Annotated in this window: 14 protein-coding genes; 8 read left to right on the top strand and 6 right to left on the bottom strand. The window is 58.5% G+C overall.

Features of this window, described 5'->3' with window-relative positions:
* Nucleotides 1-2: 2 nt before the first annotated feature.
* The 6 genes from PNO31109_RS18410 to mobV all read left to right on the top strand — a co-directional run bounded on the left by PNO31109_RS18410 (nt 3) and on the right by mobV (nt 5,032).
* Nucleotides 3-254, top strand: a complete 252-nt coding sequence (locus PNO31109_RS18410; RefSeq protein WP_015973918.1) for a hypothetical protein — start codon at nt 3-5, stop codon at nt 252-254.
* A 1-nt stretch (nt 255) separates the two neighbouring features.
* On the top strand, nt 256-747 hold the full coding sequence (locus PNO31109_RS18405; protein WP_015973917.1) for a glycoside hydrolase family 108 protein: 492 nt from the start codon (nt 256-258) through the stop codon (nt 745-747).
* On the top strand, nt 748-1,380 hold the full coding sequence (locus PNO31109_RS18400; protein ID WP_015973916.1) for a hypothetical protein: 633 nt from the start codon (nt 748-750) through the stop codon (nt 1,378-1,380).
* Between the two features lie 248 nt (nt 1,381-1,628).
* Nucleotides 1,629-3,098 (top strand): site-specific integrase, encoded by a 1,470-nt coding sequence (locus tag PNO31109_RS18395; RefSeq protein WP_150556909.1) that lies wholly within the window; start codon nt 1,629-1,631, stop codon nt 3,096-3,098.
* A 186-nt stretch (nt 3,099-3,284) separates the two neighbouring features.
* Nucleotides 3,285-3,524 (top strand): hypothetical protein, encoded by a 240-nt coding sequence (locus tag PNO31109_RS18390; RefSeq protein WP_148262977.1) that lies wholly within the window; start codon nt 3,285-3,287, stop codon nt 3,522-3,524.
* Between the two features lie 350 nt (nt 3,525-3,874).
* Entirely contained in the window at nt 3,875-5,032 is a 1,158-nt protein-coding gene (gene mobV / locus PNO31109_RS18385; RefSeq protein ID WP_150556908.1) for a MobV family relaxase, read from the top strand.
* Between the two features lie 840 nt (nt 5,033-5,872).
* Here the strand turns inward: mobV and PNO31109_RS22000 are convergent.
* The 3 genes from PNO31109_RS22000 to PNO31109_RS18375 all read right to left on the bottom strand — a co-directional run bounded on the left by PNO31109_RS22000 (nt 5,873) and on the right by PNO31109_RS18375 (nt 7,477).
* The gene (locus PNO31109_RS22000; RefSeq protein ID WP_174966459.1) at nt 5,873-6,016 is read right to left on the bottom strand and encodes a hypothetical protein; all 144 of its coding nucleotides are present in this window, start codon (nt 6,014-6,016) and stop codon (nt 5,873-5,875) included.
* Nucleotides 6,017-6,028: 12 nt separating this feature from the next.
* Nucleotides 6,029-6,313, bottom strand: a complete 285-nt coding sequence (locus PNO31109_RS18380; protein WP_145863516.1) for a hypothetical protein — start codon at nt 6,311-6,313, stop codon at nt 6,029-6,031.
* 537 nt (nt 6,314-6,850) lie between these two features.
* The gene (locus PNO31109_RS18375) at nt 6,851-7,477 is read right to left on the bottom strand and encodes a BRCT domain-containing protein (RefSeq protein ID WP_174966458.1); all 627 of its coding nucleotides are present in this window, start codon (nt 7,475-7,477) and stop codon (nt 6,851-6,853) included.
* Nucleotides 7,478-8,320: 843 nt separating this feature from the next.
* On the opposite strand from PNO31109_RS18375, the gene PNO31109_RS18365 reads away from it, so the two are divergent.
* Nucleotides 8,321-8,581, top strand: coding sequence for a DUF1488 family protein (locus tag PNO31109_RS18365; RefSeq protein WP_174966457.1), 261 nt, complete (start codon nt 8,321-8,323; stop codon nt 8,579-8,581).
* 50 nt (nt 8,582-8,631) lie between these two features.
* On the top strand, nt 8,632-8,880 hold the full coding sequence (locus PNO31109_RS18360) for a hypothetical protein (protein ID WP_150556906.1): 249 nt from the start codon (nt 8,632-8,634) through the stop codon (nt 8,878-8,880).
* A gap of 148 nt (nt 8,881-9,028) precedes the next feature.
* On the opposite strand, the gene PNO31109_RS18355 is transcribed toward PNO31109_RS18360, so the two are convergent.
* From PNO31109_RS18355 to PNO31109_RS18345, 3 genes are all read right to left on the bottom strand, one after another.
* On the bottom strand, nt 9,029-10,723 hold the full coding sequence (locus PNO31109_RS18355; protein ID WP_150556905.1) for an MBL fold metallo-hydrolase: 1,695 nt from the start codon (nt 10,721-10,723) through the stop codon (nt 9,029-9,031).
* Nucleotides 10,724-10,864: 141 nt separating this feature from the next.
* On the bottom strand, nt 10,865-11,890 hold the full coding sequence (locus PNO31109_RS18350; RefSeq protein ID WP_150556904.1) for an alpha/beta fold hydrolase: 1,026 nt from the start codon (nt 11,888-11,890) through the stop codon (nt 10,865-10,867).
* Between the two features lie 179 nt (nt 11,891-12,069).
* Nucleotides 12,070-13,653, bottom strand: coding sequence for a flavin-containing monooxygenase (locus PNO31109_RS18345; protein ID WP_150556903.1), 1,584 nt, complete (start codon nt 13,651-13,653; stop codon nt 12,070-12,072).
* Nucleotides 13,654-13,662 lie beyond the last annotated feature (9 nt).

Genomic DNA, 13,662 nt, shown 5'->3' with positions numbered 1-13,662 from the left:
CCATGTCCGACCAGCACTGCGATACCCCGGCCTGCCAGGAGGCCGCCGACCGCGCCGTCAAGAAGGTGTTTGCCATCTTGGGCGTGGATGTGGACGTGCCGGAACAGGTCGAAGAATTCCGCGAGGACTTGCGCTTCGGTCGCCGGATGCGCAAGGCCGCCGACCACGGCTTCCTCGCGCTTGTCGGCCTGGTGGCCGTCGCCCTGGGCGCGGCGGTGTGGGCGGGCATCACCTCGAAACTTGGGGGCCACTGACATGGACTTCGACACCGCTTTCGACCGCCTCATCGGCCATGAGGGCGGTTATTCCAACAACCCGGCCGACCCCGGCGGCGAGACTATGTGGGGCGTGACCGCCGCCGTAGCGCGAGCTAACGGTTACACCGGGCCGATGCGCGACATGCCGCGCGACACGGCCAAGGCAATCTACCGCGCGCGTTACTGGACGCCGGTTCGCGGCGACATGCTGCCGCCGGCCGTGGCCTTCCAGGTGTTCGACGCTGCGGTGAACCACGGCACCGGCCAGGCGGCCAAGTGGCTGCAAGCTGCCGTGGGCACCGCGCAGGACGGACAGATCGGCCCCCTGACACTCAATGCCGCGGCCGGGATGAACCCCACCATGCTGGCCCTGCTGTTCAACTCGGCTCGCATGATGTTCTACACCAACCTGCCCACCTGGCCGACGTTCGGCAAGGGCTGGGCGCGGCGCGTCGCCGGAAACCTGAAATACGCTGCGGAGGACATCTAAATGGACTGGAAAGACCTGGCCGGCGTTGTCGGCAAAGCCGCCCCTATCCTGGGCGGTATCTTGGGCGGCCCGGCCGGCGCCGCCGTAGGCGGCCTGGTGGCTACAGCCTTGGGCACCGACTCGACGCCGGACGCCGTGTCCACGGCGCTGCTGGCCGACCCGCAGGCGGCCATCAAACTCAAGGAACTGGAAACCAATTCGCGCGTGCAACTACAACAACTCGCGGTGACGGCCGAACAGAACCGCCTGCAAGCCGCCGCGGCGCAGTATGCTGCCGAGGCATCCGACCGCGACAGCGCCCGCAAGCTGGCCGCGCAGCAGCCCAACGACAAGGTACGGCCGACGATCACCGCCGTGCTGCTGGTGGGCGCCCTGGGCATCGTCTATTTCGTGTTCTCGGGCCTGGCGGACGGCCTGCTGCGCGACGCCACCGCCAGCCTGACGGTAGGGACGGTCATCGGTTACTGGTTCAACGAGTTGAAGCAGACCCTCGCGTTCTGGTTCGGCACCACCGGGGAAACCCAGCGCGCCAATGCCGAGGTGCGCCAGTTCGCCGTGTCGCCCGGCAGCGTGACGGTGCCCAGCGACACCGGGGCGCATCCGCCTGCGGGGAAGCCTGGCGCCACGCCGTAGCTTGGGACAAATCTTGGGACAAATGCGGGGGATGCCGGGGCAGAGGAACACGCAAAACCCTGCAAAATCAAAGGCAAAAGTCCCCGCAATTCCCCTGTAATCCCCTATAGTTTGGGTTCGAGTCCCATCAGCCACCCCAAAGACATTTTCCCCTTTGTAATCAATAGGTTACAAAGGGGTTTTGCTTTGTGGTGTAGCAGTTGGTGTAGCACTTCCTAGGTGCCGCAACCCCAACCTTGGGGTTCGCCATGCTGCAAAACACCTACCAAAACCGACACGGCACGTTCTACCTTCGCCTGTTCGTTCCTGCTGTACTCCACCCTCATGTTAGTTCCCCCAAGCTCGTTCAAAGCCTTCGGACCAAAGACCGAAAGCAGGCATACTTACGCTCGTTACAAGTTGCTCTGGCTTTTGAGAAATGGGTCATGGATACGAAAAAGAAGCTTGAACTGGTTGACCCAAGGGAGCTCACTGTCAGCCTACCCAATGGCGTCAAAATCGACTTCAACATGGAAGTTGAGGCAGAACGAGTTGCCTATGAGGACGCCATTGAGCGAATTGGACGGTTTAAAGAGCCGCTAATCGTCTCCAAGCCTGCGGAGGCTACTACCCCACATGCAGGGGTTCGGTATCGCCTTACGGACCTGTTTGACTCGTACAAGGTAGCCAAGGTCAAGACTTTTTCCCAGTCCACCCAAGACGGTTATTTTCCTCGCATTCAAAAATTCATTCACTACTATCAGGGCCGTGGAGTCATTTACATTGACGAGATCCACAAGCCCCAAGCCAGTGATTACCGTGAACTGGTAATCAAGGAACAAGATAGCCCCCTGACGGTAGACAATTACACCAAAACATTGAAGGGCTATTTTGATTTTGCCATTGGGGCTGGCAAATATCCGTATGAAAATCCATTTGCGAATATGCACTTGGTCAAAAAATCGGAACGAGCCAAACACACCAATTCGTGGATTCCCTACTCAAAGGACGAAATTCAACGGCTGTTCGTTGAAGAATTTGAGGAATATAAACGCCGTTTCAAGAAGCCCGATCTCTTCTTTGCTCCATTGGTGGGTCTGACTATGGGCCTCCGTGAGGACGAAATCACGCAACTCTATATCAACGACGTTTATCAGGAGAATGGAATCTGGCTCATCGACGTCAATGACGACGGCGACGATAAGGAAGTCAAAACGCCTTCCTCTGTCCGAAAAATTCCCATGCCTGCCCAACTACTTCAAACCAATTTTTTGGAATACTACGAACTGGTTAAAGGGAAGTATGGGGAAACCTCTTTGCTATTTCCTTACCTGATCAAGACTGCTTCCAATGGGTATGCCAAGAATGTTTCTTATAACTGGACCCAATACAAGCAGAAGTTGATTAAGGTGGACGAACCCCAAAAATCTTTCCATAGCCTGCGGAAAAATTTTGGTGCGGCAATGGTGGACATGGGCCTCGATCTGCCATTGCGGAAATGGATTTTGGGGCACAGTCAGGAACAGGACGTGACTCAAACAGTCTACGGGGCGGAGTATTCTTTGCAGAATATTCGCTCCGTCTTGGAGAAAATGGATTGGGGTTTTGATTTTTCCAAGTTCCAATTCAAGTTCAAGAATGAGCATATCTTGGGCGGCTTGGTAAACGAGAAGGCCATAAAGCTGCGCAAGAAAGCAGCCAAGCAGGCAGAAGAGGAAAAGAAAAAAGCAAAGGCTTGACTTTTTCTGCTGGTTTCATACCTTGTTCAGAAAAAGGAGCAAGGTATGAGGTGGTTTCGAAAACTAATTGAACTAATTGAGTTATTGAAAATGCGAATTAAACCAATCTCGTGTTCACCTCAAGAATGCATCGATAAAATTGAAAATTCCCTCCAGATTGAGCTTGACCCAATGGAGGAGGACTTCGTGGAAAATCTCTGTGCAGCGGGTTATCACTGCGAGGAGATATGTAAAGTCATTAATTTCAGAAGAAGACGGAATCAACTAAGGCGACGTCTAAAAAAGCATGGCATGTCAGATTCCGATATAAAAGAAGTTCTAAATCAATCATCAGATCTTCTCCATGGAACAAAAAGCGTGGAAAAGATATTCGAAAAAATAAAAAAAGATATTGAGGAAGCCTCGAATCCAAAGCCAAAAAAATGAGTGGAGTAACACCTATTCAAGCAATGTCAACTATCAAATTTGATAGGTGACAGATTAGATAAAATAGGCCGAGTGTCAAATAAAAATGCTACCGATAGGTGGCATTTTTTTTGGCATTCGGAAAGGAGTTTGAGGACAGGTCCTCAAGGTCCGGGTTTTGACTTTGCTTTTGGGAATCCAAAGGGGAACCCTTTGGCCTACGTAAACCCCGGAGCGCAGCGTAGTGGGTTTGCATAGTAGGCGATGTTGCTAACAGCAACGTCCATGGGTTTTGATCTTGCCTTTCGGCATTTCGAGGTTATGATTTATATAGGGCGGGAGATAAAGACAACGACAAAACAGACCCAAATATGGCACAAAAGAAAAACAACGAAGTCAAGCCAATGTATGCCGTGCTCCGCACGAAAAAAATCAAAAGCAGATATCACCTAGCAGGTGCCGTTCGGCACAACCTGCGGTTACGTGTGCAAAAAAATATCGATTCTTCGCGTAGCGAACTGAATCAGATTTTGGTCAATGACTTCGGCATTGACTGTACTTCCGCTGCGGAGTTCACTGCAAAGTTGAACGAGCACTATAAGAGCTTGGGAATCAAGGAAAAGAAAAACAACGTGCTCGCTTTCGAGTACTTTGCGATTGCTTCGCCTGGATTTTTTAAGGGGAAGTCAATCGAAGAGATTGGGAAGTGGGCCGCCGATCAGGTCAAATTCATGCGAAAAGAGTTTGGCGAAAATCTGAAATTCGGCGTACTCCACCTAGACGAAAAGACGCCGCATATCCATTTTTTTGTCACGACTGAACAGAAGTCCATGAAGCGGTACAAAAATCAGAAGGGGGAGTTTTTCAAAGAAACCTGGTCCTTGAACTCGCGTCATATCAACCCCGAATTCCTTGCGGACCTGCAAACAAGGTTTGCGGAAAACAATAGGAAGTGGGGATTGGTACGAGGTCAGAAAGGTTCCAAGGCGAAGCACCAAGACGCCAAGGAATACGAGTACACCATTCAAAAAGTCCAGCAGATTCTGGAAAGCAGTCCTGCCTATGAGAAAAAATTCCGTGAGATCATAGACGGAATTGATTTCACATGGAAGGAACGAATGTCCGAAGAGGCACTCAAGAAAAAATTTTCGGAATACGTTTTCCCGCTAATAAAAGACATAAAGCACGAGGCGGACATTTACCGGCAATTCTCCATGCTCAATTTCCAAAATCTGCAAATGGAGTTTTTCAAGGAAACGAAGGCAATCAAGTTGGAGAGGAAAGCTATTGCTGACGAGCGAAAGGAAATAGAAGCAAGAAAAGAGGTTTATGCGGAAGCAATCAACCAAAAAACTGATGCCAGTCTTATATTCCGAATGCAAGACCAATTGCTTAGAAAAGGTGAGGAGTTGGCGGATGAAAGAAGGAAAAATGTAGAGTTGAGATCCAGACTCAGGCAGAGATTTGAAAAATTCTTTGGAATAGCCAGAAACCTACTTGGAAACCTACCAAAATCTAAGATTGCATAAAAACGTGCATTTAAGGCGCCGCCGTCCGTTTAAAGATACTATCGTATCTTTTACCCTACGGGTACTATTCTCTATGGATGGTTTTCTATATCGTACTCTGTACTGAATTTGTACAGATCTCTGTACTAGTTTGTACTAGTCTTTGCCAGTCGGTATTAGTCTTTCAGACTACTAAGCCTGGCAAAGCCTCACCCTTACCCCAGAAAAAAACTGTGGTGGGTGGCTCTGCCAGGCTTAGTCTACATACCTGGAGGGAGTTAATTTAAGTACTCCGCTTTCTCAGTTCAGGACCTTAAATGTCCCCGCGAACGGTGGTCTGAGATTTCGCCTCTCACCTGTGCTCTGTTCGCTACTCTTCTAGCACTCCTATTGGAATAAATCCCAATGGTTCGCAATCGTCTACCCCCTTATGAAATTTTAGTCGGGGAGCATGCAGTCAGTTTTAATTTTACGAGCCTCTGCTTTGCTACGGGCAATCTTCCGAACAGTGAACGGTAGTCGACAGATAAAAAAATTGCCCCGGCGTTTTCACCGAGGCAATTCTTCATATTCAGGACTTGACTTTTTAGACCAAGTGGTTATATTTGAATTGCGCCTGTCAACGCCTTCTCTAAAATAAACAATTCTCACGAATTGTCAAGAGATGAAAAAATGCCAGCTAAATAGCTGGCATTTTGTTTTCTGCTCCTACATGTTGACAAATTCAGGGGCGGTTGTTATCCATTAAATATCAACAGGAGAATGGAATGACATTCAAAAAATACAATCAAATCATTGACGTGACGATTGCATCGTTGCTCATGGCTGGAGGAATATTGGTTTTTATATTCTCTTTTATCTCTACGAGATAAGGAAAGCCACAAGAGAAATAAGCATTATCCAAAAAAGTGCTTTATTTTTCCTCTCTTCAAACCAGAATCCAAAGCTGGCCACCCCAACGATTGCCGCTGCTATATGAATAATGTGCTTTATCTCTTCGGTCATTTTTGATTCCCCTCACTTCCAATCGCGATAAAAGAGATACCGCCACTTTCCGCCTCTCATTTTTGTTTTCCAGTAAAACCAATTTAATGGAATAAGCGCGAGCAATGCGAATTTGGCAGAAAAGGTTACGTGGGCATTTGTGGATACGTCCCCATTGGCGTGCATCAGGTAAACCGCTGTAAACAGAGCGGCTAGAAGCCACAAGAGGACGTTCAAAAGAGCCAATGTAATCACATTGAACAACGTGCGGCCCACGTCAAAATACAAGGTTGTGTTGTTCTTGTTTGGATCTTGCATACTATTTCCTTTTTGAAAGTCTTTGATAGCTCACTCCAACTTTGCCATTGGCATGAGGACTTGACAAGTCCTCCGCTCACTCAATCGCCGTGGAGGCTCCTTGGAAGGTCTGCCGTTGGCATGTCCTGACGGAGTCGCCCCACTGGAACGAGGGTTGGTGTAGCAGTTGGTGTAGCAGTTTTTCAGGTAAAATGAGTCAACCTATGGATTGTTTTCATAGGAAAATCAATGGGTTGCGTCGCCTTTGGATTTACTCCCATCGGTCACCCCAAAATTCCCCTTGCCTTGTAGTTCAAAGCGTTTCTGCTTGTCCAACCGTTCCACGCAGTGAATTCGGAACGAAGATCCCAATTTCAGAATTTGAGCAGCGTTGACGACCCTCGCATCGCATCGGCCGCCGCGTTGGTGTGGTGCCGGCGGGTTCGCGTTGGGGCATGGCGCCAGGCGGGCTGCCTACGCCCGCTTGCCGAATGGTTCGGCGGCGCGACCGCGAAGTCGGAAGGCCCGCGTCGCGGGCCAAACGATCAGACGTGACCGCTAAATATGATTGGCCCAGTGCTGCTCGGTCACGATGACGAGTGGTGCGCCGGAGGCTGCATATTCGACGGCTTTCTTGATCTTGGTGCCGTATGTCGAATGAAGCCAGTCGCGCGAACCAATCTCGCCGATGACCAAGTAATTCAGCTTCTTCGTGATGCCACCGGCCGGAATGCCACCGCGGGCGGCGACTTGGTCATGGCACCAGTCCCGCGTTCCTGAGTAGAACTTGCCAGTAAAGCAGAAAGAGCGACCTTCGAATTCGATCTCGGGTGCGGGGGTCGTGACGGGAAGCGAAGTGGCATTTGAGCTTTCGCCGTATTCTTGGGCGACGTTGCCTCCAACGGTAGACAGCATAAGGCCAAGAAGCTCGCCTTCTTCCTCGGCATCCAGCCTCCCATCGGCGAGCGCCGTGGCGAGTCTCGGGTATAGAGCACTCGCCGGCCATTGGGAAGCCACGTCTCTATTGCTGTTGAGCCACTTAAGCACGAATTCGGCTTCTGCCTGACAAATCTCCCCGTCGGCGATCACCCCCTTTACAATCCCGATAAGCTCGTCGACTCTTCGCTCGGCGACCGCTTGCGATCTGAACGCTCTGATGAGCGGCTGGCCATCCATGTCGTACATAGACATTGTTCACCCCGTAGCAAGTTGGACAACATCCGATCACGGTTCATGCGTCGGCAGCGCTATCGTCTTGACGCGCATGCAATGTCTGCCCGAGCCTCCCGAGACGGACCCATAGTGACTCAGCGCGATAGTAGGCGAGATAGTAGCCTTCCTTTGTTCCGCGCCGCTGAAGCGCTTGCCATAATACTCGACCACGGCGCGGCATATATCGCTGCCAAAATCGGCGCTTCGCGGGCATGGTCCATGTGGGATTCGCGCATGGCTTGCCGATGTGACCAAACGGGAACAAACAAGGGCGCACCAGGGCGAGGGCCGCTGGCGTGCCGGCTTGCAACCCGTGCCTGCCGCCATGCTCGCCAGGGCCGCGGAGTGGTCGCTGGGCGACGAGATCCGAATCTGCGCTTCGGCCGTCGACGTGCGCTTCGCCGCACCGAAATGAAAGCCCCGGTTTGATCCAGATCTAATTCCGTGCGCGAGAGCGAGGTGCGCTCGGCCATGCGCGGCCCATAATGAAACCGTCATGTTTTCATGACCCTGTCTTCCCGGGGTCGCCATGGTGCCCCATGCATCCCGGATTTGAACCCGCCTGCCTCAGGCGGGCTTTTTTTCGCTTCCTCCGGCGCTCTACCTCTTCGCCTTTCCCCCGCTTCGCGACTTAGCGACTTAGCCCCTTATTCCCTTATTCCCTTAGTCCTTCATCGCGCTCCTCCCCCTCCGTCATCTTGCTGCCCTGCCCCGCGGCGCACCGTCGGCGCCGCGATGTGACTCATCGAATTCGAACGTGCTAGCATTTTTGGCAACACCGGGTGTTTTGACGATCGACACGTCGTGGAGATGGCAATGGATCCCTTTGTGCATGGTGGTCTCGGGCTCGTTGGCAACGATGGCGGGTTCGTGCGCTTTTACCTCAACGTCGACGGCAAGGTCTGGACGTGCCAGATCTCGCGCAACGCGCTCAACCGTCTCGCTGGCGCCGACGCCGCCGGCGATGCGCTCTTCGATCAGTTCATGGAGCACGAGGACGACATCGTCGAGCGTGCCGCCAGGGTTATCGCCGCCGGCGCCGCGAGCGAACCGATCGAGATCGACGACGTTTCGTAGGCCGGTCGGGCGCAACCCGGTTTCCGCACTTTCGCCGAACGGAGTCCGTCATGAGCTACGCATCGCATGAGCAGGTCTATGAGTACCGCGCCGGTTACCAAATCCGTGTCCGCGCGTTTCAGAACGAGTACGCCGGGCCTTGGGACTATCTGGTGCAGGTGATCCGACACGGCAAACCGGAGGGCCCCGAAGTCCGCTCTCCGGACGGACACCGCGACAATCGCGTCGACGCCGAGATGGCAGGGCGCAAGGCCGGCGAGCGTATCGTCGACGAACTGCTCGGCGACGGCAACGCCTGACGCATCGGTCCGGCAGCGCCGGCATAGCCCGACGCGCAGCCGGCCGCATAACACGCCTTGGTGAGCGCCCTGGTGAGCGCCTCGGTGCGCGCCTCGGTGCGCCCCAGCGAGCGCGTCGACCGCTACCGGCGCCCGTTACCGGCGCCCGTTACCGCGTCGCGCTCACGTCTACGGCGCGCCAGCGCCCGTCCTGCGACACGGCGGCGCGACCGTCCTCCACCAGTTTGTCCAGATGCGCGCGCAGCGAGCGACGCGCCACCGCATGCCGCGCCGCCGGCACATCCGCATAGACGGCCGGCGTGAGGGCGTCGAGCGTTGCCGGGCCGAGTTGCCCTAGCGCGTCGAGTGTGCGCGCTTCGCGGGCCAATCGGTGCGTGATCAGTTGCCCGATGCGCTGGGCGGGGCGATCCATCACAAAGCCGTGCCCGGGCGCGAGCCACTCGGGTTCGAGCGAGGCCAGCCTTTGCAGCGACGCCAGGTACGTCGCCATATGGCCGTCGGGCGGATTGATGACCACCGTCGAGCCCTGCATGACGTGGTCGCCGGTGAAGACGAGTCTGGCGTCCTCCAGCGCATAGCAAAGATGGTTCGACGCGTGTCCGGGCGTATGGATGGCGCGCAGCACGCGTCCGTCGGGCAGCACGACGGTGTCGCCGTCAGCGAGTTCGACGTCGGGCGAGAACGCGGTGTCCTGCCCGACGTCATGACGTGCCGCCATGCCGTAGGTGCGCGCGCCCGTGCGGGCCCGGAGCAGCGCCGCGCCCGGCGAATGATCGCGATGCGTGTGCGTTACCAGTATCTGGCGGATCTCGCCCGGCGCGGCTCGCACGATCGCGTCGATGTGCGCCGGGTCGTCAGGACCGGGATCGATCACCGCCCAACCGTTCTGCGGCCCGCCGCCGACGAGATAAGTGTTCGTCCCGGGCCCGGTCATCATGCCGGGATTCGGTGCGGTGAGCCGCAGCACGCCGGGCATCAGTGTCACCACGCGCCCCGGCACGATGTCGTAGCTGCCGCCGCCGCGCTCGTCGGGATCGGTCAGCGTCAGTTCCGCCCACGCCGGCTCGTCGGGCGTGATCGGCCAGCGTCCGCGCCTGCCGTTCGCGAGCCGCGGCTGCACACGCGGCACGTCGACGAGTGCGCCGGCGGCGGCCATTGCCAGCTCGACGGTGTCCATGCCCGTGAGCCACTGGAGCAACTTGCGCGTCGGCGGCAACAGCCGCAACTGATCGGCGTGGGCGAGCGCGTATTGCGGACGCATCCAGCGATGCGCCGCCGTCTCGACATGATCGACTTCGACCTGTTGCGCCTCGGGCAGCGCGGCAAGGAAGAACCGCGTGTCGAAACGCTTCGCCAGGCCGAGTGGCGTGACCCAATGGCTCAGGTAGTGCAGACGGCGGGGCGTGAGGCGAATGCCGAAGGACCGGCACAGCGAGGCGATATCGATTTGCCTGTCATGCAACGCTTCACGCCGGGCGCGTACTTCGGCCAGACGCGCCGCGTCGAGCGGTGCGCCGTGCTCGTCGCTGGCGAAGAACACGCCGGTTTCTTCGAAGCACTCGCGCATGGCCGCCACGTAGTAGTCGAGGCCTGCGCCGAGCAGCCCGAGACGCTCGCTCGCCGTCGCATCGTCCATGCCGAGGCAGACGGCGTGCGCCGCGCGATCGTTGGCGTCGAGCACGCCGCCCGGGAAGACATAGGCATCCGAGCTGAAGTCGTTCGCGCGCACGGCGCGCCGCAGCAGCAAGACCTCCAGACCGCTGGCGCGCTCGCGCAGCACGACGAGACTTGCGGCGAGCCGCAAGGCGGGCAGGGCGGAAGGGGTGTCGGCACGTTCGGACATGGGGCGGTCGCACCCGCGGCGCGAAGTTGGAAAGCCCCTAGTGTGCCATCGGACGGGCGATGCCGCAGGCGCGTGCATGCCATGTGCGGGCGAGAGGCGCGAATGTGCGAGCGCACAACCCGCGGCACCGGCGCAATCGACTCAGGGCGAGTCGTTGGCAGCGTGCGTCGAAACCGTCATGGCGGGAGCGGCATGGCTGGCGTCACGGTAGGACGCCGACGGCATGCGCGCGGCGGCCGCCTGCACCCACGCCATCGTTGCTTCCGGCTGCGTGACGGGCAGCATGTGGCCACCCTCTACGAGCGTCAGGCGCACGCGCGGGCTCGCCTCGGGCATGGTCTGCCCATGCACGCGGGCATCGAGAACGCGATCGCCGCGACCGAACAGAATGTCGACGGGAACCGACAGCGCGCCATAACGCGCCGCGAGACCCGGCATGTCGCGCTCGGCGGCGAGCATGTCGACGCTGGCCGCCTCGAAGTTGTCCGGGCGGTAGGCGAGCACGCCGCCGCCGCGAACGAGAAAGTCCTTTGGCGCCGCTTCCGGCGCGAAGACGTAGCCGAGGGCCGCACGTCCGGTCATCATGCCCACGGGCACGGCAAGCGTGCGCGCGACCCAGCGACGCCACCACGCGCGGCGGATCGCGAGCGAGCGGAACGCAGCCGGCGGCTCGGCCACCGGTTGCGTGAGCGGCGCGATCAGCGCAAGCGCGCCGACCCGCTGCGGGTGATCGAGCGCCAGCGCGAGCGATATCGCGCCGCCGAGCGAATGCCCGACCACGAGCGGCCGGCCCAGGCCGAGCGCATCGATGAGTCCTGCGATGGCGTCGGCCTGCGCGCCGAGGTCGCCGTCGCTTTGTGCCGAGCGCGTCGAATAGCCCGATCCCGGACGATCGACGAGCACGATGCGATGCGTGCGCGAGAGCGCGGCGAGCGGCAGATACGCGAAGTTGCGCAACTGCCCGCACAGGCCATGCACGAACACGATGGCCGGACCGTGCCCGAAGTCGACGTAATGCACACGCTGAGCGCCGATGTCGAGAAACTGCCCGTCGGGCGGTACGGCGGCCTGCGCGCGGCGCGCCACGCGTTGCGTGAAGCGGCGCAGCACGAACCCCATGGCAACGAGCGCGATGACGAGACAGCCGAACAGGTAGGCAATGAGCATGATGTCAAAGGGGGGCGTTCAAGGTTAGGCGTTCAAGGTTAGGCGTTCAAAGGGACGTTCAAAGGGCAACGGCCGGTGTCGATGCAATGCAGTGACGCGTCGCACGGCGCTTCGCCAACACCCGGAGCGCACGGTCTGCGCCGGTGCGCCCGGCCCCCGCGCGTAACCGAACCCGCATGCTAACGCGAAGCGGCGGGGACCTTATCGCCGGCGCCCGATGCGCCAGCGCCTCGCGCTGTCGTCTTCGCTTCGACGCCGCACGCGGCACGTCGTTCAAAACGCATTGCCCCGTCCTCGATACGCCCCCAGCGCATGAGCCGCAGGTCGCGCAGATAGCTCTGATAGAACACCCAGGGCTTGCGCCCGCCCTGCTTGGGCAACACTCCGGCCGCGCGCCGAATGTAGCCCGACGTGAGCCCGATGGCCGGCAACTCGCCATGCTCGCCGTCGCGCAATTGCGGTATGCACGTGTCGAAGCCATGCGCATTCATGTGGTTGATGAGACGACACACATATTGGGCAATCAACTCGGCCTTGAGCGTCCACGACGCGTTCGTGTAGCCGAAGATCGAGGCGAGGTTCGGCACGCCGCTGTACATCATCCCCTTGTAGGCCACGGTATCCGCCAGCGCGACCGGCGCGCCGTCGACCGACAGGCGCGCACCGCCCATCAATTGCACGCGCAGGCCGGTGGCTGTCACGATGATGTCCGCGTCGAGCGACTTGCCGCTCGTTAGCGCAAGCCCCGTCGGCGTGAACGACGCGATCTCGTCGGTCACGATGCTCGCACGGCCGCTGCGCAGCGCCTTGAAGATGTCGCCATTGGGCGCGAGGCACAGACGCTGATCCCACGGGTTGTAGCGCGGCGAGAGGTCGCGCGCGATGTCGGCATGCCCGTGCGCCTGGCGGGCGGCGCGCCGGATCAGCACGCGCCGGATGGCGTTTGGCCAGCGCCGCGCGGCATTGTAGAAGCCGAGCGTGACGAGCACGTTCTTCATGCGCACGACGCGGTGCGCGACGCCCGCCGGCAGCACGGCGCGCAACATCTCCGCGAGACCGTCGCGTTGCGGCATCGACAGGATGTAGGTGGGCGAGCGCTGCAGCATGGTCACGTGTGCGGCAGTGGGGGCCATGCTCGGCAGCAGTGTGACCGCCGTCGCGCCGCTGCCGATGATGACGACCCGCTTGCCGCGATAGTCGAGATCCCGGGGCCAGTGCTGGGGATGCACGACGATGCCGCCGAAACGGTCCATGCCCGGCCAGGTGGGCGCGTGACCGGCATCGTAGGCGTAATACCCGCTGCACATGAACAGGAAGCGGCACGTGAGCGATTGCGTGTCCCGCTGCCCGTCGGCATGGCTGCGTTCGACGTCGAGCGTCCAGCGGGCGAGAGCGGAGTCCCAGCGCGCTTCGCGCACCTTGTGACCGTAGCGAATGCGGGTATCGAGGCCTTCGGCGCGCGCGGCGTCCTTCAGGTAGTCGAGGATCTTGCCGCCGTCCGCGATGGCCTCATCGCTTGCCCAGGGCCGGAAGCTGAAGCCGAGCGTGAACATGTCGGAGTCGGAGCGCACGCCGGGATACCGGAACAGGTCCCATGTGCCGCCGAGCGACTGACGCGCTTCGAGCAGCGCAAACCGTGTGCCGGGGCAGCGTTCGCGCAGATAGTGTGCCGCGGCAATGCCGGAGAGCCCGGCGCCCACGATGATGACGTCGAGGTCGGTCGTGGCGGAGGCAATGTCGGTGACAGCAGCGTTGCCGGTCATGGCGTTCTC

This window comes from Pandoraea nosoerga, assembly GCF_902459585.1.
GTDB lineage: Bacteria > Pseudomonadota > Gammaproteobacteria > Burkholderiales > Burkholderiaceae > Pandoraea > Pandoraea nosoerga.
The sequence above is the reverse complement of the archived record's forward strand: the minus strand, read 5'-3'. Positions and strand labels throughout refer to the sequence as shown.

Coding starts and splice junctions, on each gene's coding strand:
- PNO31109_RS18345 (WP_150556903.1), bottom strand. CDS start 13,653: ATGACCGGCAACGCTGCTGTCACCGACATTGCCTCCGCCACGACCGAC.
- PNO31109_RS18375 (WP_174966458.1), bottom strand. CDS start 7,477: ATGTACGACATGGATGGCCAGCCGCTCATCAGAGCGTTCAGATCGCAA.
- PNO31109_RS18380 (WP_145863516.1), bottom strand. CDS start 6,313: ATGCAAGATCCAAACAAGAACAACACAACCTTGTATTTTGACGTGGGC.
- PNO31109_RS18350 (WP_150556904.1), bottom strand. CDS start 11,890: ATGCTCATTGCCTACCTGTTCGGCTGTCTCGTCATCGCGCTCGTTGCC.
- mobV (WP_150556908.1), top strand. CDS start 3,875: ATGGCACAAAAGAAAAACAACGAAGTCAAGCCAATGTATGCCGTGCTC.
- PNO31109_RS18400 (WP_015973916.1), top strand. CDS start 748: ATGGACTGGAAAGACCTGGCCGGCGTTGTCGGCAAAGCCGCCCCTATC.
- PNO31109_RS18395 (WP_150556909.1), top strand. CDS start 1,629: ATGCTGCAAAACACCTACCAAAACCGACACGGCACGTTCTACCTTCGC.
- PNO31109_RS18365 (WP_174966457.1), top strand. CDS start 8,321: ATGGATCCCTTTGTGCATGGTGGTCTCGGGCTCGTTGGCAACGATGGC.
- PNO31109_RS18360 (WP_150556906.1), top strand. CDS start 8,632: ATGAGCTACGCATCGCATGAGCAGGTCTATGAGTACCGCGCCGGTTAC.
- PNO31109_RS18355 (WP_150556905.1), bottom strand. CDS start 10,723: ATGTCCGAACGTGCCGACACCCCTTCCGCCCTGCCCGCCTTGCGGCTC.
- PNO31109_RS18410 (WP_015973918.1), top strand. CDS start 3: ATGTCCGACCAGCACTGCGATACCCCGGCCTGCCAGGAGGCCGCCGAC.
- PNO31109_RS22000 (WP_174966459.1), bottom strand. CDS start 6,016: ATGACCGAAGAGATAAAGCACATTATTCATATAGCAGCGGCAATCGTT.
- PNO31109_RS18405 (WP_015973917.1), top strand. CDS start 256: ATGGACTTCGACACCGCTTTCGACCGCCTCATCGGCCATGAGGGCGGT.